This window comes from Bacillus sp. MT94, from assembly GCF_058792475.1.
Genome location: NZ_JBXAEZ010000001.1, coordinates 841,218 through 859,589, shown reverse-complemented (window position 1 = coordinate 859,589; position 18,372 = coordinate 841,218). Strand labels below are relative to the sequence as shown.

Sequence of the window (18,372 nt, the reverse complement as noted above, 5' to 3'; positions counted from 1 at the left end):
TGTATTAACCGCAACATGTACCCATATAATATATTCCATCTATTATAAATTTCAGCTCTTAATTTGAAATGAACGGACATTTCCCTACATATAACCCACTATTAATTTGTTTTATAACAAACTATCTATTATTTACTACATTAATCTCATAAACACGCAAAAAAGCAATTAAATGCTCACATGCTCTTTCGCATGCTAGCATTTTAAAGATTTTTTGTTCTTCTTTCGTTTTATCATTTGCTTGATCTGAAGCAGCTTTTAAACATAGAAATGGTTTTTTATTTATTTGGCATACATAGGCGAAAGCTGCTACTTCTTGATCAACTGCCAATGCTCCATATACGGTATGGAGTAAATATCTCATTTCTGAACTGCGAATACGTTGATCTCCGGATAAAAATGTACCGAAATGTATTGGATCATATGATCGTATTTTTTTTATTCTTCTTACAAGTGATTTTGTTGTTTCAATAGGTGCTGTTCTACCGTTATATAAATTAAAAACATCTTCCCCTGAGCCAGCTGCAGTAACATCGTGTTGTATTGCGTTTAGTGCCACTACAATATGACCGTTTTTCACCTTGTTTGATAAACTTCCGCATATTCCTGTCATAAACAACTCATCTGGCTGAAACTCACTAATTAACAATTGTACACAACTAGCGCAGCTTACTTTACCAACACCAGTAACAACTGATATAATTTCCAGCTCATTAATAGTATGAAAATGAAATTCCCAAGCTGCTCTTTTTTCAACACGTTCACTCGGATAATGTTGATGCAAATACGTCAGTTCTGGTTCCCATGCAGATACTATTGCAATACGTTTCATTACACGCTTCACTTCCCCTATTGTCATTTAAATAAGTTATCTATACTTTCTCGTTCATAATCTGGAATCCATTCTTTGTATTTCTTATATAAATCTCGTATTATTTCTTTATTCTTCGCAATTACTTTACATCCTCTATCATCACACATAAACATGACAATATCTTTCGTTGCATTTATGAGAAATACATCTGGATAAGAAATTTCTTTTTTTCGTCCAAATCGAGGATACAGAGCAGAGAAATCCTCGTGATTAGCAGCTTGTATAAGCAATTCATACTTAATATCTTCCGCAAGACATTTTAAAGAAAAATGATATGTACAATATAAATCTGCTTCTTCATCTTCAAATAGAAACAGTAACGTTTCTTGTCTTATATGAAATCTTAAATCTCTTTTCTTAATATATTTATTGTATACATTTATTTTCTGTGGAGTTTTTATGTTTTCCTTTTTAAATCTATAAACATTTGTCACTACAAACACTACATCTTCTTTTGAAAATATGTCTTCAAATAAGAATTTATTATATGTATATAGTTGAGAAAAGTATTCCATATTTAAATCGTCGGTTCCTTCTACAATTTGATATTTATCTTTTCCGAAATCAAAATGTAAATGATTTCCCCACTGAGAATATAAGTAGGGTCCTAATGTAACTCCTGGAAATGTTTGATTCATATATTCTTTTAATTGCATTTCCTTGTCCTTTCTACTGTAAAATTCCTTTTAAATCCCAGTATGCTTCTTCTAGCCACGGATGTATAACTTTCAATGTATCTTTCCTTTCCCACAAATATGAAATATATACAAAAGCTGCTTTTTCCAAAGATTTTTCCAATCCTTTTTTTATTTCTATTAAATATGGTGGTGTCCCGTTTTGATCCCATTCTATTTTATCTGCAACAAATAATACTAAATCCATCTTCGTTGCATGTTTACGCAACGTTGTATGGCAACAAATTGCATTTAAAATTTCTTCATTTTCTACTTTAAATATTTCTTTTGCGATTACTCTCGATAATTTTTGATGAATAATCATAGGAAACTTTTTTCTGCTTCCACTATCTCTACCCCAAACTCTTCAGCAACTGCAATCCTCTCCTCGTTCGGAAAAATGCCACTAATATCATGTAAATATCCTGCAATTGCTGCTTTTTCTTTATCTACGTGAAACTTTTCTGCAATCTTTTTTGCCTCATTTGCCACACGAATTGAATGTTTATATGTAAACTCTTTATTATATTTTAGTAGAAAGGCTTTAATATCATTTTCTATTTTTCCAGTTGGAGTAAATGAATATATATCACTATATAACATAGAAAATCCCCCTTATAACTAACTTACATTATAATGTAGAATCTAAATATCCTTTTTATTTTATATTCGATATTAATCTTTTTACTCCTTTTTAATACGTTACATGAAATTTTATACAAAATCATCGCTACAAGTACATAAATGTTTGATATTATAGTAATGTTGATGATTTGTAAGGAAAGGAACTACACAATGAATAAAAACATATTAATTATTGATGATGATAAAGAAATTGTTGAATTACTTGCTGTTTATTTGCGAAATGAAGGCTATAACATTTATAAAGCTTATGATGGCGATGAAGCATTGCAAAAGGTTTCTACATATGAAGTTGACCTTATGATTTTGGATATTATGATGCCAAAACGAAACGGATTAGAAGTTTGTCAGGAAGTACGTGAAAATAATACTGTACCAATTCTAATGCTTAGTGCAAAAGCAGAAGATATGGATAAAATATTAGGCCTTATGACAGGTGCCGATGATTATATGATCAAACCATTCAATCCATTAGAATTAGTAGCTAGAGTGAAAGCTTTATTACGAAGATCCTCTTTCCAAAATGCTACTTCGCAAAAGAATGAAGATGGTATTATTCGTATTCGCTCTGTTGAAATACACAAACATAATCATACAGTTAAAGTAAATGGAGAGTATATTAAACTAACCTCTATTGAATTCGATATTTTATATTTACTTGCGAGTAATACAGGAAGAGTATTTAGTTCAGAAGAAATTTTCGAACGCGTTTGGAATGAAGATGGTTACGGTTCAAATAAGACGGTAATGGTCCATATTAGCAACTTACGAGATAAACTTGAAACAGTAATGAATGGAGAAAAATTGATTCATACTGTTTGGGGAGTTGGCTATAAAATTGAGAAATGAAGCATTTGATATATTAAAAGATATTCCTAAATGGAAACTTATTTTTTGGCTTTTATTAGCTATCACACTCACTCCTATTACTGAACTAATTATTTATCGCCTCGTTACGAGTGTAATTGAGAGTTCACTTACTCTAACTGAACTCGGTAAAGAATTCATTCGAATTTTTGGTTATGAAAAGTATAAAGGGATTAAAGAGTCTTTATGGATGATGATTGTATCTTATTTGTTTTTATTTTCTATTTTTTCATCCTATCTTTACATTTTTTATCGTCACGAGAAAAAACTTTATTATGAAACTTGTATAAAAAAAATGATAGAAGAAATTCGTTATATTGCAAATGGAAACTTCAATCATAAAGTTTCTATTGTAAATCATAATTATCTAGAAGAATTAGCAATCGGGGTCAATGAAATTGTTGAACAATTAAAAGTCTCCATTGATGAAGAAAGACAAGCGGAACAAGCAAAAAGTGAACTTATTACAAATGTATCACATGACTTACGCACCCCTCTTACTTCTATAGTTGGATACGTAAATTTAATCCATCATGATAATTATAGAGATGAAGTGGAATTGCGATACTATATTCAAGTCATTTACGATAAAGTAACTCGTCTTAATGCATTAATGAATGACTTGTTCGAATATACACGTGTTCAAAATAAAGAATTAAGCTTGTATTCTGTTCCTATTGATATTGTAGAGTTACTTGGACAATTAACTGTTCAATTCCGCATACAGGTTCAAGAAGCTAATATAGAATGTCGGCCTTCTTTCCCGTCTCAAAAGCTTATGGTATTAGCTGATGGTGACAAATTAGTGCGTGTGTTTGAAAATCTTATTATAAACGCTATCGCTTATGGAAGCGAAGGTCGCTATATTGACCTTACTGCTTATGAAAGCAATAATATGATTACAATTGATATAACAAATTACGGACAACCTATTCCTAGTACGGATTTACCTCATATTTTTGAACGTTTTTACCGCGTTGAGAAATCTCGCTCTACAAACACTGGTGGATCTGGACTTGGATTAGCAATTGCAAAAAGTATAGTCGAGTTGCATAAAGGAACAATTGAAGTATATAGTGATGACGAAAAAACAACATTCACTGTAAAACTACTTCCATACAAATGTTAATATTACAAATAAAAAGTTCAATTTCTTATCATATAAGAAATTGAACTTTTTCTATTATTTCCCTAAATTTAATAATCCTTTATAATTCTTTAGAAATTCTTTACCTTTTCTTTCTTCCTAATTAAGCATTCCTTTTTACAATACTATTATTGATGTCATAATAGGAGGATCACTTATGCAATTCTTAAAAAAATTCGCTATTTTATTATTATCTTTTTTCATTACTGCACTTATCGTTTTATATTTTTATCTTTATGTAAATGGTCCGATTATTCAAGCTAAATCAGCTATTTTAATAAATGCTAATTCAGGTGAAATTGTTTATAAAAAAAATGAAGAAACCCCAGTACAATCAGCTACTTTATCTAAATTAATGACGGAATATATCGTATTGGAACAACTAAATGATAGAAAAATACAGTTAGATGACTTCGTACAAATAAGTAACGAAGTTTTCCGAGTAGAAACAAGCCCTATACAAGTAACATCGAATGATAAAACAACGGTTCGTGATTTACTTCATGCATTGCTACTGGCAGGGAATAATCGTTCTGCACTCGCTCTAGCAGAACACATTGCTGGAAATGAAGATAACTTTACAATATTAATGAATAAAAAAGCAAAAGAACTACAGTTATTACAACCATCTCCATTTCTAAACTCTACTGGAATTAATCATGATACAAATAAACAATCAACTACAACAGCAATAGACGCAGCTAAACTAGCTGCACGATTAGTAAAAGATTTTCCAGATGTATTGAATATTACGAAACTAACCTCTTACCAATTTACCTTCAAAGATTCCCAGGTTTTCAATACGAATAAAATGATATATTCCCTTAATGAAAACATTAAACTTCAAGGTGTTGATGGCTTACAAACTAGTTTTTCAACTAACGGTAATTATAGTTTTGTCAGTACAGCAAAACTAGGAGATACTAGACTAATTTCAGTAATATTAGATGCAGATGAAGAAAACATCTCATTTATTGAAACAAAAAAGTTGCTACAGTATGGTTTTGATCCTTCCTCGTACTCTGCACTCCAAGCTTTTAAAGACACCCTTACATCTTGGACAATATTGCTTCAGTTTAAAAACTTAATTATACAAACTATAATGATTTTCTTAATCATTACCACCTTAATGTTTTTACATATACGTCAGAAAAAATCCGAGGATTTCAATTAAGAAATCTTCTTATATATAAAAACCGACTTGCGCTTGAGATGCAAGTCGGTTTTTAATTCTATCATCCTCGTCCAATCAAATTTGCTGAAATTGGTTGCAAGTTTAACTCCCTCGCCCATATAGATAGCTGACCAATATGATGGATTTCATGTACGATTACATGTCTTAAAACCTATGTTTTTTGAGGCATACATCCATCTCTGTTTCCTTTCGTTATGTTCTTTTGTTTAGTTTAAATGGGTTAATCTATTAATTCTATTAAATCCAACAATTTAACTATTACATATTAAAGTTCTATTCATATACTATAGTAGATTACTAGAAAGGAGGCTTAACTATGGATAGTTGCGTTGTATTTGTAAACGGACAACCTTTTTTAGTTCTTTCAGTAGCTGGTATTGAAATTGCTAGATTAGAGATTTCCCTTCAAGTAGCATTAGCTCTAAGAGTGCTTGGGATACCAATCTGTGATTAATTACCAAATTAATAAAAAAAGAGGGCATTAGCCCTCTTTTTTTATTTTCTTCTCACCTTTTCTTAACAACAAATAAAATTCAAATTTAATTAATTATAAAAAATTAAAGTATATGAACGTTACATGAAACACTTGTTAAGATAGCTGTCCTTCACACTATTTATTTCGACGACATTATATAATCAAAGCACACAATGATTAACTTTTTATACGGCTTATTTTAAGTGTGCTAGCATTCTAGGCTAGATAATTATGACTGCAAAAAAACTTCAAGTTCTCGTTTATATAAATTAAATAACGCTTTCACTTTTTGAATCGATTGATAATCTTTAAATTGCTGTTCTCTATCTTCTTATCCTTGAAGAGCACTAATCCAACTATACTCTACATCTACAATATGAAATAATGTTTCTAAAATACCACCAGTTTGCAAAGTAAATCTTCCTCTGAAAGTTGTTCACACCACTTAAACCAATCATCTCTTACTTGCCAATTATATTGAAATAAAGTGTACACATTTATCTCTCTCTTACTTCAATTATCCACCTAACAGCATCTGTTATATAATGTGGCTCATCTTTTTGAATATAATGACCACTTTGTTCTGCAATTATTAGTTTATTTTTGTTTGATAATCTTAATAATTCTTCTTGCAATTGTAACCATTTTATTTGTGCATCTTGCGAATAAAAAGCTTTTTTACCAGCAGCTAACACGACGAGTGGAATATCTCTCGTCGACTGACAATATTTATCTGCTTCACCCAGACTAAACATAAACTCTTCATAAGAACTTTCATGTACAAATTGTTTATAGTAAGCTTCTTGAAATTCTGGAGACATGATTGGCAAAAATGCTTCTTTATAATTTTCTGGTGTCGAATCAACCAAAACTATTCCCAACATATCTTCAGGATAAAAATCAGTAAATAAACGTGCATTTATACCACCAAAAGAATGTCCTACAAAAATATAAGGTGGCTTCAGTTGTAAAAGATTTAAGCATGTTCTCAAATCTTTTACCATTTCAGAACTAATACGTTTCTTGGAACTCTTCCCGCTTTTGCCTAATCCAGCCCGATCGTATGTAAGTACCGTACCATATTCCGTCAGTTCTTCAGCAGTTTGATTCCATGCCTTCGAATAATCACCATAGCCTGATTCCAATATAATAACAGGCTGCTGCTTCTTTCCTTGGAATATTTTCGTATACATTTTAAAATCAGCAACTTGTATATATTCCTCTATACATTTAACCATTGACAATCACTTCTCTTCGGCCAAGTTCCTCTACAGCGTGATTAATTATTTCACTTACAGATAAAGAACCATCCAATATGATATCTGAATTCGGCTTAACAGTATGAATTGCCTCTAAATAAGCTTTTCTCGCATATGTCATGTAATGTTCCAAATCATTATGTATTTCATCTATTGTACCTTCCTTAAAATCTCGCAAAATCCTTCTAGCCATCGCAATATCTAAAGGCGTATCAATAAATATAGTTACATCAATGAATTTTCGCATCTCACTATTTAAGTATGCAAAAGGATAATCTACAATAATATAGTCTAAGGTATTATTTTGTATAAGTTGCTCAATATCATGAATTAATGGTGTTAATACCCACTCGTCGTAATTCGCCCCATCATCAATCCATTTACAAATATCAGCAGGAGATTTATCAAATGTGTAACTATCAAAATATAGAGCTTTTGAGTTTTTAAACTTATGCTTTAATCTTTCTGTAATTGTAGTTTTACCTCCCCCCGAAACAGCTGCAATTGAAATTATTTTTGTTTTATTATCCACTATACCCACCAAACCCCTTTGTTAACATAATATAATTATAAATTACTATCGTTGCTACTTCTTCCATTCATATTCTAACATACTCATTTCCCATAAATTCCAATACGTTTCTCCTACTCTTTTTGACTCTCTTAATAAGCCTTCTTTTACAAACCCTATTTTTTCGTAACATGAAATGGCCGATGTATTAAAATCATACACACCAAGAGTTACTCTATGTAGTTTTAATTCGTCAAAAGCAATATGAAGTACTGCTTTCATCATATGTTTTCCTATAGAACGTCCTCTCATCTTCGTATTACCAACTAATACTTTTCCAATTCTAGCGGACTTATTAATATTATCTATTTGCCCAAGCGAAATATGTCCAATAACGTCTGAAGTCTCTTCATCTACCACTTTGAAAGCGAGTGTATTTGCACTTTCTATATACTTCTCTAATTGCTGTTCGTCTAAAGGAAATGTGAATGCATTTCCTGACCATTGTATTAGAAATTCTTCGGAATTAATCCAATTTATTAATTGTTTAAAATCAGATTTCTTAAAGCTTTCTAGTTTAATCACTTCCTTGCTCCTTTCGTACATCATGCTTTATAACCTCAAACTTATTTCTATATAAAGAATATATTCTCCTTTTATATAAAATTAAAATAAAGCCATTCATGTGAATGGCTTTACAAAAAAGCAGCATAATTATGCTTTGTTTGCTACATCAATACCATTAAAATCAAAGTCAGCAGTAACCGTTGTAACCGGTGGGAAAATTGCTTCAATTTTGCAAATGGAAATAATTACTCCAACCGATCCAGGAATAGCCGCAAGCCTAACTACATCACAACTTACAGACGAAACAGTACCTACATAAGTACGTCCCTCTGTATTAATTTGAACTGTTCGATTAATTAATTTCTTAAGTTCATCTCTAATTCCTTGTACACAAGAATTATCACATTTCTCATGCTGTTCTTTTTTACACTCTTCGAATACTTCCCAACAATCATCTTGTTTACATGTACACTTCTTTTTACAATTATTAAATCGAGAACCCAATACCTCACCCCCTAATCCTTTCTATTAGTAAAGTATGTCCACTAGCTTAAAAGGGTACGAGGCAAACACATAAAAAGAAAAAAACAAACAATTGTACCAAACTTTCTTTTCATTATTCATTATAAAAACAGACTTCTCCTAATTAAAAGCTTTTTAATGAGCGGCCGTGAATTTAGTCCTACTCCATTTAATGTTTAGACACCACTTTCTAAAACAAACCTTTTTTCTTTTAAATAAGACGCCCCTTAAAAACACACTAGATTTTCCCATTAACTCACATATACATAGACTTTATTTGTGGATTTCCCATTTTTCATTGTGAAATATACATTTAAAAAGCGTACTCGAAAATAAGATATTATTTGTAATCAGAACATTTTCTTCAACAAGTGTTTATTGAAAAATACCATAACTAGTAGTAGTTCTCTCCACTTTCTCTTAAAAATTAGCATAGTTTGTATGAATTCTATATCGAGTAGAAGACACTCTATCATATAAAGATAAAATAGTAGGTTAATAAACAAGCAATTTTTTTATTAAAACATAGAATAATATGAACACTATTGAAAGGAGGTAGAAATAAATGTCCTGGAAAAATGATTGCTGGAGTTCTCAGAAAAAGCATTGTTGTGATGATTGGTGGAAATCTAAAGAAAAACATCATTGTGATGATAATTGGAGTTCTCAGAAAAAGCATTGTAATGATGATTGGTGGAAATCTAAAGAAAAGTGTCATCGTGATGATGATTGGAGTTCTAAACGAAATAAGTGTCGTTGTAAATGTTTCTTTATTTGTTGCCATTGTAAAAGGAAAAATTGGTAATATTTTCGATGCCAACTTAAAGGAAAGAATATGTCTTTTGGAACCGATAAATACTAGAATGTATTATACAAAAAGCTGACTGAATATAATCAGCTTTTTATCAATGAACACGTAAAGATTTCAACAGACATATGTATTTACTGATTAGGTGGGCTATTAAGAAAAAACAAGCTAACTCTTATAAATCGATTTTTAATTACTTCACGTACGTATAAAGCTTTAGATGCCCTCATTACTTCAGACGAATTCACCAGTATTTTCAGCAAAAAATTCATGGAATCTTTAATTAGTCGAGTACTTTCATTGCCTTCAGAAACCCCAGAGACAAGCGGGGTTTCTTTTATTTAAATAAAGATTTTGTTTAAACTTTACAAAACTCACCTATATTAAAATATCTTCTAAAATCCTTATTGAACATTTATAATACTATTAAACGGTTTAAATTCGACAATCAGTAATGGAGGCATTTTAATGGGAAACATCCCAAAAGTATCATCACACCAATCAAATCCTAATATACCCTCACAGCAAGTGAATCCTAATACCCAACAAGGTAGTATAAAAAAAACAAGACGCCGTATTATAACTACTTTGGCTTTTATATTACCTATAATTTTTGTCCTTCAATATTCTCTGAATAACCAACAAGAAATGATTAAAGAAAAACAAATCACACTTAATACGGAAACAACAAAAATTATCTTCTGTAAAGAAGGATGGTCATTCCCTTAACAAGGATGTCAAGGCTTTAACAAGTAGTGAAGAAGAAATTTTAAAATTCGCAAGGAAACTGTATGGATTTTCCAAACCGAATGAAACTATATTTCAAATAACTGAATAAAATTACACGGCATTACCTAAAAGGCGATTTGAAGATAATCGCCTTTTTATATTTAATTTCTAAAGGAATCATACTAATCTCTCTTTCTATCATATAACTACTTTGTTTAATTTGTTAAAATAAAACCGCTTGTCCGTTTCACTTTGCTCTATCATTACATTTACTATTAGTAATACGATTTTTAGAGGTGATAAATAATGGACGAGTTTTTATCTTTTGCTGCACTTAATCCCGGTTCTATTGGACCTACACTTCCAACTGTTCAACCTTTTCAATTCCCTACCGGTCCCACCGGTTCTACAGGAGCTACTGGATTAACCGGATCAACTGGACCGACTGGGCCAACCGGATCAACCGGACCAACTGGACCAACCGGATCAACTGGATCAACTGGACCAACTGGACCAACTGGACCAACTGGATCAACCGGACCAACTGGACCAACCGGATCAACTGGATCAACTGGACCAACTGGACCAACTGGACCAACTGGACCAACTGGATTTAATCTTCCTGCTGGACCTGCATCTATTACCTTGACTTCTAACGAAACTACAGCATGTGTATCCACTCAAGGAAATAATACTTTATTTTTTTCGGGTCAAGTATTAGTAAACGGTATTCCTACTCCAGGGGTAGTAGTCAGTTTTTCGTTTAGTAACCCATCTCTTGCTTTCATGGTTCCTCTTGCTGTCATTACCAATGCCTCAGGTAACTTTACCGCTGTATTTCTAGCCGCTAATGGGCCTGGAACAGTAACCGTTACTGCTTCACTTCTTGATTCTCCTGGAACAATGGCTAGCGTCATTATTACCATTGTGAATTGTCCGTAATGATTTTATTTTTAAGAACTAAGCAATTTCTAATAAAAAGAGCACTGATTTTATAGCGCTCTTTTTTTATCATTTGGATGTGCCTTTCAAATTAAATTTCGTAACAGCCTATTAAAATAACGCTTTTATTGAATTTCATCCTTAACAAAATTTAATTACTCCAATGAATAAACATGCCACAGTATCGTATTTTAATAAAAACTATAAAACAGACATACTTAACACTAATAGTAGAATTTTTCTTCTTCATCAACTTCACTTCTTCTCTTTTTATAAACATAAAAAAGGAGCTCTATTTATATAGAGATCCTTTCTAATTTTATAATTTACTAGACTGTAACCCCTGAATAAACGGAACTACTTCAGGATTTACAAGCGATGATAAATCACCTAATTCTTTTCCTAAGTAAGCTGCTTTAATAACACGGCGCATTACTTTAGAATTACGTGTTTTCGGTAAATCTTCTACAACGTGGATGTCTTTAGGACACAACGCTTTTCCAATATGAGAGTTTACTAAACTCATTAATTCTTTCTTTAATTCCCCTGTGAATGTTACATGGTCTCTTAACACTATAAAACAATGACAAACTTCACCTTTTACTTCGTCAGGTACACCAATTGCAGCAGCTTCGATTACATCGTTATGTTTCACAAGAATAGATTCATATTCAGCAGGTCCAATACGTTTACCTGCAATATTTAACGTATCGTCTGAACGCCCTGTGATGATATATTGTTCACCATCGTAAATGACCCAGTCACCGTGGACCCATTTATTTTCAAAACGCGACCAATATGTGTTTACGTAACGTTCATCATCTTCCCAGAAGCTTTTCGTCATACCTACCCAAGGTTTCTCTAAGCATAATTCTCCGACTTCATCTCGAATTGGTTTACCTTGATCATCCAGTACGACAGCTGCCATTCCTGGTAAAGATGCGTTAAAACTAATCGGTGCGATTGGCTTAATAAGAACATTGCCGAAAATCCCACCAGAGATTTCAGTTCCACCTGAGTAGTTACAGATTGGAACATTTCCTTTTCCAACTGTTTCAAACAGCCACATCCATGGATCAGGATTCCAAGGTTCTCCTGTTGATGCGAATACTTCCAAACTCTTTAAAGAATGTTTATTGACATACTCATCACCTTTTGCCATTAATGCTCGGATTAACGTTGGCGAAATACCTAGATGAGTAATTTCATATTTATCAACTGTCTCCCATAACCGGTCTGCTTCTGGGAAGTCTGGAACACCTTCGTACATAACCATCGTTGCTCCATTAATGAGTGAACCGAATAATAGAAACGGCCCCATCATCCAGCCCATATCAGTTACCCATAATACACGATCACCTTGTTTAATATTCATTCCAAATCCTGCATCAAAAGCTGCTTTCAAAGGAAATCCTGCATGCGTGTGTACTGTTCCTTTCGGCTTACCAGTCGTTCCTGATGTATAAATGAGCATTAATGGATCATCACTTTGCATTTCCTCGGCATGTATGAATGGTTTTTCTTTTTCTAGCGTATTCCACGAAAAGTCATAGTTATGTGGTATAAAATCATTTCCTGCATGACGAACGATAACAACTTTTTCAACAGTTGGGCAATGTTCACAAGCTTTATCTACTTCATCTTTTAAAGAAACAATTTTACCGCGGCGTGAAAATCCATCTGCGGTAATAATCATTTTTGAACCTGCCGCTTGCACACGTGTCATAACTGCATCAGACGCAAAGCCTGAGAATATTGGTGAAATAATTGCTCCAATTTTCATTACAGCTAGCATCGCAACAACTGTTTCTGGAATCATCGGCATATAAATTGTTACACGGTCACCTTTTTCAATACCCGCGTGTTTCAAACCATTGGCAACACGGCTTACCCAGTTATCAAGCTCTTCATATGTAAATGATTTTGAAGTTCCATTTTCTCCTTCGTACTGAAGTGCTGGCTGTATTCTTGTCTCTTCATCCGCAAGCCAGCGGGATAAAGCTGATTCTACAACGTTACATGTTCCGCCATTATACCACTGTGCAAACGGTGTACCATTTTCTAAATCTAACACTTCTGTATAAGGTTTCATCCATTGATAGCCAACTGCTTTTTCTGCCTCTCCCCAAAGCCAAGCTGTTTCCTCAATAGATTTATTATAAAAAGTTTCATAGTCTTCATATCCCAATGATTTCATCCAACTATATAAACGTGTTTTTTCCTTGTACTCTTCTGTTGGAAACCAAACTGCTTGTTTCAATGTTTTCCCCTCCTTAACTTTTTGAGCAAGAAAGCCCTAAATAGGGCTTTTAAACTGGATATACAGGATGTTTACGATCCGTGAATACTTGATATTTACTCATATACATTTCGAAACGTCCTTTTAACTCTTCACGTAAATTGTTTGGATGAACAATACCATCAATCACCATCTCTGATGCTAAATGATAAATATCAATATCTTTCTTATACTCTTCACGTTTTTCAGCAATGAAGCTAGCACGCTCTTCTTCTGGTAAAGCTGCAATTTTATTTGCATATACAGCATTGACCGCAGCTTCTGGACCCATTACCGCAATAGAGGCTGTCGGTAATGCCAGGCAGCAATCTGGTTCAAATGCTGGACCTGCCATCGCATATAAACCAGCACCATATGCTTTACGAACAACGATAGAAATCTTCGGTACAGTTGCTTCACTCATTGCAGAAATCATTTTTGCACCGTGGCGAATAATACCAGCACGCTCTACTTTTGTACCGATCATAAATCCTGGTACATCCGCAAGGAATAATAATGGAATATGATATGCGTCGCATAAATTAATAAACTTAGCAGCTTTATCAGCTGAATCATGGAATAATACGCCGCCCTTCATACGCGGCTGATTTGCAATAATACCAACTGGCTTACCATCAATACGTGCTAAGCCTGTAATTAGCTCTTGAGCAAATAATTTTTTTACTTCATAGAATGAACCTTCATCAATAACTCTATTAATGAGATCTTTCATATTGAAAGGAGCATTTTGATTTTCTGGAATGATTTGTTCTAACGTTTTATCGAATTGTTTCGGTTCTTGGGGTGTAACCAATGGAGTCTTTTCTAAGTAGTTATTTGGAAAATATGAAATGTATTGCCTTGCTTGTGTAATCGCATCTTCTTCTGTCTTACATAAAACATCTCCGCATCCTGATACAGAGCAATGCATACGAGCTCCGCCCATCTCTTCTAAAGTTACCTTCTCACCGATAACCATCTCAGCCATACGAGGAGATCCTAAATACATAGATGCATTTCCTTCTACCATCATTACAACGTCACAAAAGGCTGGAATATACGCACCACCAGCTGCAGAAGGTCCAAATAACAAGCATACTTGAGGAACTTTACCTGATAACTTCACTTGATTATAGAAGATTCTTCCTGCACCGCGGCGCCCTGGGAACATTTCTACTTGATCTGTAATACGTGCTCCAGCAGAGTCGACTAAATAAAATAACGGAACACGTAGTTTTTCAGCTGTTTCTTGAATACGTAAAATCTTTTCAACTGTGCGTGATCCCCATGATCCAGCTTTTACAGTAGAATCATTGGCCATTACACACGCAGTACGACCATGTATTTTACCCGTTGCCGTTACAACGCCATCCGCAGGTAAGCCTGTTTGTTCACAGTTAGCAAATAATGCATCTTCTACATATTCGCCATTATCAAATAGAAGCGCTAAACGATCTCGAACAAATAATTTTCCTTTTGCTTTATTTTGCTCATGATATTTCGGTGCCCCGCCTTGTTTAATTGTTTCAACTCGTTCTTCAAATGAATTAGATTGTTGTTTTTGGTCTAACATATTTACTCCCCCTTATACATCGGTTTGCGTTTTTCTTTGAATGCCTGTAATCCTTCTATTCGATCTTTCGTATGGATTACACCTTCATACGCTTGTTTTTCCATTTGTAATCCGGTATGTAAATCAACTTGAATACCATTTGAAATTGCCTCTTTTGCTAATCGAACAGCAATCGGTCCATTACTAGCAATTTTCTCTGCTATTTCAATCGCTTTCTCTTCAAGTAAATTAGCTGGTACAACAAATTCTACTAAACCGTATTCTTTTGCTTCTTGCGCTGAAATACGTCTACCTGTATAAATTAATTCTTTCGCTCTACCAACACCAATTAATCTCGGTAAGCGCTGTGTACCACCTGCTCCTGGTATAATTGCAAGTGTCGTTTCAGTAAGACCAAGACTTGCAGATTCAGCAGCAATTCTAAAATCACAAGCTAAACTTAATTCCGTACCACCACCAAGTGCAATTCCATTTATAGCAGCAATAACTGGCTGTGGTAATTGTTCAACCATCTCCATAGTAGTGCGAATCATACTAACAGCATGGCGAACTTGTTCTTCATTCATATCGGCACGCTCTTTTAAATCTGCACCAGCACAAAATGCTTTTTCACCAGCACCAGTCAAAATAACTACACGCACGTTTGAATCTTCACTTATTTGAGTTAATATAGTTTGTAATTCATCTAATAATGCTAAAGATAATGAGTTTGCTTGTCTTTCACGATATAACGAAATCTTTACAACGTGAGGTGTTACATAATCAACTGAAATGTTTTGTAATTGTAGCATCTTCTCACCTACTTATCGTTTTATGTTGAAGCGCTCTATACACATGACTCGGTAATTGGATATTTAATTTACTTTGAATAAATTGACTTGCTCTCAATAACTTCTCTTCATCAATATTCGTTTGGACTCCTAACTTATGGAGCATATGTACTAGGTCATCAGTAGCAACATTACCTGATGCTCCTGGTGCATAAGGGCAGCCCCCGAGTCCACCACAAGAACTATCAAACGTTTTAATACCGTATTCTAATGATTTAACTACATTCGCTAGAGCCATTCCATACGTATTATGAAAATGCATTGCAAACTGCGAAGCATCATACTTCTTTAATAGATGTTCTAATACTTGTTCTACTTGTAATGGATTTGCTACACCGATTGTATCCCCAAGAGAAACTTCATAAATGCCGTATGAAAATAGTTGATTACATAATTCGTCAACTGCTGTGACACTTATATCCCCTTCATAAGGACATCCAAATACAGTAGAAACATAGCCTCTTACCTTTTTCCCTTCGAATAATGCCTGTTTTGTTATATCTTCAATTACAACTAATGCTTCTTTAATCGATTTATTAATATTACTTTTATTATGAGATTCACTTGCTGATAAAAAAACATTCACCTCATCTACATTTTGCAAAAAAGCTCGTTCCAAACCATTTTGATTCGGAACAAGCGCAGCATATGTAACATTTGGATCCCTTTTCAGCTCAGAAAATACATCATTTGCATCTGCTAATGCAGGGACCCATTTTGGGTGAACGAATGAGGAAACTTCAACATACGACAATCCTGCTTCTGTAAGTAGTTGAATCCATTTTACTTTATCTTTTGTGCCAACAATCTTTTTTTCATTTTGTAAGCCATCACGTGGCCCGACTTCTTTAATGACAGCAAAATTAGGTAGTTTCAATTCGCTTCCCCCTATATCTCCCTATTCAATTTCTAATAATACATCTCCTTCATTTACAAAATCGCCTTCTTGCACATTAATTTTCATAACTGTGCCAGCTTCTTCTGAAATGATTGGAATTTCCATTTTCATAGATTCCAAAATGACGACATCCTGCTCTTCCTCTACTGTATCTCCTACTCCTACAACAATCTTCCAAACGTTTCCTGCCATCGATGCGTATACTTTCGTCATCATTTTTTCCCCCTTAATATTGTTAAATCTTATTTTTTAACGAGTTGTTTCGTTACAAACCCCGTTGTATAAATACCCTCTTTGAACACTTCGTCTTCCAAAACTTGCAGTAGCATTGGCGTGTTCGTTTTAATACCTTCTACTTTTAATTCTTCTAGAGCATCATGTAATTTCGAAATTGCTTCTTCACGAGTCTCGCCATGTGCAATGACTTTCGCAATCATTGGATCATAGAAAGGTGTAATCGTTACATGATTTTCTAAGAAGTGATCAATCCGTACATTTGACGGTAATGTTAAATCTGTAATTTTCCCAGGTGATGGGAAGAATGTTTTCGGATCCTCTGCATAAATACGAGCTTCAATGGCATGACCACTACGTTTTACATCATCCTGAGTAAATGATAGTTTCTCTCCACTTGCGATAAGGAGTTGCTGTTCTACAAGGTCTAATCCCGTAATTTCTTCTGTCACTGGATGCTCTACTTGTAATCTCGTATTCATCTCTAAGAAATAGAAGTTCTTCTGATCATCTACAAGAAACTCAACTGTACCTGCATTTGTATAGCCAAGTGCTTTGGCAGCTTGTACAGCAACTTCTCCCATCGCCTTTCGTGTACCTTCATCTAAAAATGGTGAAGGTGCTTCTTCGATTACTTTTTGATTTCGGCGCTGTACCGAACATTCACGCTCCCATAAATACACTGTGTTACCATGTGTATCTGCTAAAAGCTGAATTTCAATATGATGCGCATCTGCTATATATCGCTCTAAATACATTTCTCCGTTACCAAAGAAGTTTTGCGCTCTTGTTTTATTACTTTCAAACGCTTTGGTGAGCGTTTGCTCAGTTTCCATCAACTGCATACCAATGCCTCCGCCGCCTGCGGATGCCTTAAGCATTAAGGGATAACCAATTTGTTTTGCAATTTCAATTGCTTCTTCAGCAGTTTCAATATTTGTAGTAATACCTGGGACTACTGGGACATCTGCTGCTTGCATTGCGATACGTGATTCGATTTTACTTCCCATCTTCGTAATGATTTCTTCTGAAGGACCGATAAATACGATTCCTTCTTCTTTGCAACGAACCGGAAAAGACGGATTCTCTGATAATAAACCATAACCCGGATGAATCGCTTCTGCATTTGTCTTCTTAGCTATTTCAATAATTTTTTCAAGGTTTAAATAACTTTCTTGAACACGCGGTCCACCTACTAAGTAAGCTTCATTTGCCATCTTCACATGAAGGGCATTTTCATCTGCTTCAGAATAAATAGCAACAGTGCGTATGCCAAGTTTTTGACAAGTTTTCATAATACGAACAGCAATTTCCCCGCGATTCGCAATTAATATTTTTTGAAACATA

General features: G+C 33.9%; 19 protein-coding genes and 5 pseudogenes. 7 read left to right on the top strand and 17 right to left on the bottom strand.

Going from position 1 to position 18,372, the window contains the following annotated elements; genetic code table 11:
- Positions 1–121: 121 nt before the first annotated feature.
- From mtnN to yqeK, 3 genes and pseudogenes are all read right to left on the bottom strand, one after another.
- Positions 122–859: a 5'-methylthioadenosine/S-adenosylhomocysteine nucleosidase gene (gene mtnN / locus AC1Q51_RS04110; RefSeq protein ID WP_000151939.1), complete on the bottom strand. Its 738-nt coding sequence runs from the start codon at positions 857–859 to the stop codon at positions 122–124.
- Positions 856–1,530, bottom strand: coding sequence for a DUF3885 domain-containing protein (locus AC1Q51_RS04105; RefSeq protein WP_492331387.1), 675 nt, complete (start codon positions 1,528–1,530; stop codon positions 856–858). Before AC1Q51_RS04105 ends, mtnN begins: the two co-directional genes overlap by 4 nt.
- 13 nt (positions 1,531–1,543) lie before the next feature.
- Positions 1,544–2,151, bottom strand: a pseudogene (gene yqeK / locus AC1Q51_RS04100) (bis(5'-nucleosyl)-tetraphosphatase (symmetrical) YqeK).
- Between the two features lie 192 nt (positions 2,152–2,343).
- Here yqeK and AC1Q51_RS04095 point away from each other — a divergent pair.
- The 3 genes from AC1Q51_RS04095 to AC1Q51_RS04085 all read left to right on the top strand — a co-directional run bounded on the left by AC1Q51_RS04095 (position 2,344) and on the right by AC1Q51_RS04085 (position 5,378).
- Positions 2,344–3,039, top strand: a complete 696-nt coding sequence (locus AC1Q51_RS04095) for a response regulator transcription factor (protein WP_001038809.1) — start codon at positions 2,344–2,346, stop codon at positions 3,037–3,039.
- A complete protein-coding gene (locus AC1Q51_RS04090; RefSeq protein WP_001243312.1) occupies positions 3,029–4,186 on the top strand; it encodes a sensor histidine kinase in 1,158 nt (385 codons plus the stop codon). The genes AC1Q51_RS04095 and AC1Q51_RS04090 overlap by 11 nt, the downstream gene beginning before the upstream one ends.
- 175 nt (positions 4,187–4,361) lie before the next feature.
- Entirely contained in the window at positions 4,362–5,378 is a 1,017-nt protein-coding gene (locus tag AC1Q51_RS04085; RefSeq protein WP_001160060.1) for a D-alanyl-D-alanine carboxypeptidase family protein, read from the top strand.
- Positions 5,379–5,439: 61 nt separating this feature from the next.
- On the opposite strand, the pseudogene AC1Q51_RS04080 reads toward AC1Q51_RS04085, so the two are convergent.
- Positions 5,440–5,550 (bottom strand): annotated as a pseudogene (locus AC1Q51_RS04080) (DinB family protein); the annotation flags it as partial.
- Between the two features lie 165 nt (positions 5,551–5,715).
- On the opposite strand from AC1Q51_RS04080, the gene AC1Q51_RS04075 reads away from it, so the two are divergent.
- Positions 5,716–5,853, top strand: a complete 138-nt coding sequence (locus tag AC1Q51_RS04075; protein WP_000376554.1) for a DUF3956 domain-containing protein — start codon at positions 5,716–5,718, stop codon at positions 5,851–5,853.
- A gap of 256 nt (positions 5,854–6,109) precedes the next feature.
- On the opposite strand, the pseudogene AC1Q51_RS04070 reads toward AC1Q51_RS04075, so the two are convergent.
- From AC1Q51_RS04070 to AC1Q51_RS04050, 5 genes and pseudogenes are all read right to left on the bottom strand, one after another.
- A pseudogene (locus tag AC1Q51_RS04070) lies at positions 6,110–6,369 on the bottom strand (DinB family protein); the annotation flags it as partial.
- Positions 6,370–6,371: 2 nt separating this feature from the next.
- Entirely contained in the window at positions 6,372–7,112 is a 741-nt protein-coding gene (locus AC1Q51_RS04065) for an alpha/beta fold hydrolase (RefSeq protein WP_000237653.1), read from the bottom strand.
- Entirely contained in the window at positions 7,105–7,674 is a 570-nt protein-coding gene (locus AC1Q51_RS04060) for a nucleoside/nucleotide kinase family protein (RefSeq protein ID WP_000513265.1), read from the bottom strand. The genes AC1Q51_RS04065 and AC1Q51_RS04060 overlap by 8 nt, the downstream gene beginning before the upstream one ends.
- A gap of 45 nt (positions 7,675–7,719) precedes the next feature.
- Complete coding sequence (locus AC1Q51_RS04055) at positions 7,720–8,253, bottom strand: GNAT family N-acetyltransferase (protein WP_000990082.1); 534 nt, start codon at positions 8,251–8,253, stop codon at positions 7,720–7,722.
- A 105-nt stretch (positions 8,254–8,358) separates the two neighbouring features.
- A complete protein-coding gene (locus AC1Q51_RS04050) occupies positions 8,359–8,715 on the bottom strand; it encodes a hypothetical protein (protein WP_000535577.1) in 357 nt (118 codons plus the stop codon).
- A 596-nt stretch (positions 8,716–9,311) separates the two neighbouring features.
- Here AC1Q51_RS04050 and AC1Q51_RS04045 point away from each other — a divergent pair.
- The 3 genes and pseudogenes from AC1Q51_RS04045 to AC1Q51_RS04035 all read left to right on the top strand — a co-directional run.
- Positions 9,312–9,617, top strand: a complete 306-nt coding sequence (locus tag AC1Q51_RS04045; RefSeq protein ID WP_098207136.1) for a hypothetical protein — start codon at positions 9,312–9,314, stop codon at positions 9,615–9,617.
- Positions 9,618–10,009: 392 nt separating this feature from the next.
- Positions 10,010–10,379 (top strand): annotated as a pseudogene (locus AC1Q51_RS04040) (FtsB family cell division protein).
- A 197-nt stretch (positions 10,380–10,576) separates the two neighbouring features.
- Positions 10,577–10,633: pseudogene (locus AC1Q51_RS04035) on the top strand (exosporium leader peptide-containing protein); the annotation flags it as partial.
- A gap of 17 nt (positions 10,634–10,650) precedes the next feature.
- On the opposite strand, the gene AC1Q51_RS04030 reads toward AC1Q51_RS04035, so the two are convergent.
- From AC1Q51_RS04030 to AC1Q51_RS03995, 8 genes are all read right to left on the bottom strand, one after another.
- Complete coding sequence (locus AC1Q51_RS04030) at positions 10,651–10,950, bottom strand: hypothetical protein (RefSeq protein WP_492331386.1); 300 nt, start codon at positions 10,948–10,950, stop codon at positions 10,651–10,653.
- A 30-nt stretch (positions 10,951–10,980) separates the two neighbouring features.
- Positions 10,981–11,196, bottom strand: coding sequence for a hypothetical protein (locus AC1Q51_RS04025; protein WP_000236250.1), 216 nt, complete (start codon positions 11,194–11,196; stop codon positions 10,981–10,983).
- Between the two features lie 335 nt (positions 11,197–11,531).
- The gene (locus AC1Q51_RS04020) at positions 11,532–13,472 is read right to left on the bottom strand and encodes an AMP-binding protein (RefSeq protein ID WP_492331385.1); all 1,941 of its coding nucleotides are present in this window, start codon (positions 13,470–13,472) and stop codon (positions 11,532–11,534) included.
- 49 nt (positions 13,473–13,521) lie between these two features.
- On the bottom strand, positions 13,522–15,063 hold the full coding sequence (locus AC1Q51_RS04015) for an acyl-CoA carboxylase subunit beta (RefSeq protein WP_000886744.1): 1,542 nt from the start codon (positions 15,061–15,063) through the stop codon (positions 13,522–13,524).
- A gap of 2 nt (positions 15,064–15,065) precedes the next feature.
- On the bottom strand, positions 15,066–15,854 hold the full coding sequence (locus tag AC1Q51_RS04010; RefSeq protein ID WP_000939814.1) for an enoyl-CoA hydratase: 789 nt from the start codon (positions 15,852–15,854) through the stop codon (positions 15,066–15,068).
- A 4-nt stretch (positions 15,855–15,858) separates the two neighbouring features.
- A complete protein-coding gene (gene mvaB / locus AC1Q51_RS04005; protein WP_000775435.1) occupies positions 15,859–16,770 on the bottom strand; it encodes a hydroxymethylglutaryl-CoA lyase in 912 nt (303 codons plus the stop codon).
- Positions 16,771–16,791: 21 nt separating this feature from the next.
- Complete coding sequence (locus tag AC1Q51_RS04000) at positions 16,792–17,007, bottom strand: acetyl-CoA carboxylase biotin carboxyl carrier protein subunit (RefSeq protein WP_001987345.1); 216 nt, start codon at positions 17,005–17,007, stop codon at positions 16,792–16,794.
- A gap of 26 nt (positions 17,008–17,033) precedes the next feature.
- Entirely contained in the window at positions 17,034–18,371 is a 1,338-nt protein-coding gene (locus tag AC1Q51_RS03995) for an acetyl-CoA carboxylase biotin carboxylase subunit (RefSeq protein WP_000486742.1), read from the bottom strand.
- Position 18,372 lies beyond the last annotated feature (1 nt).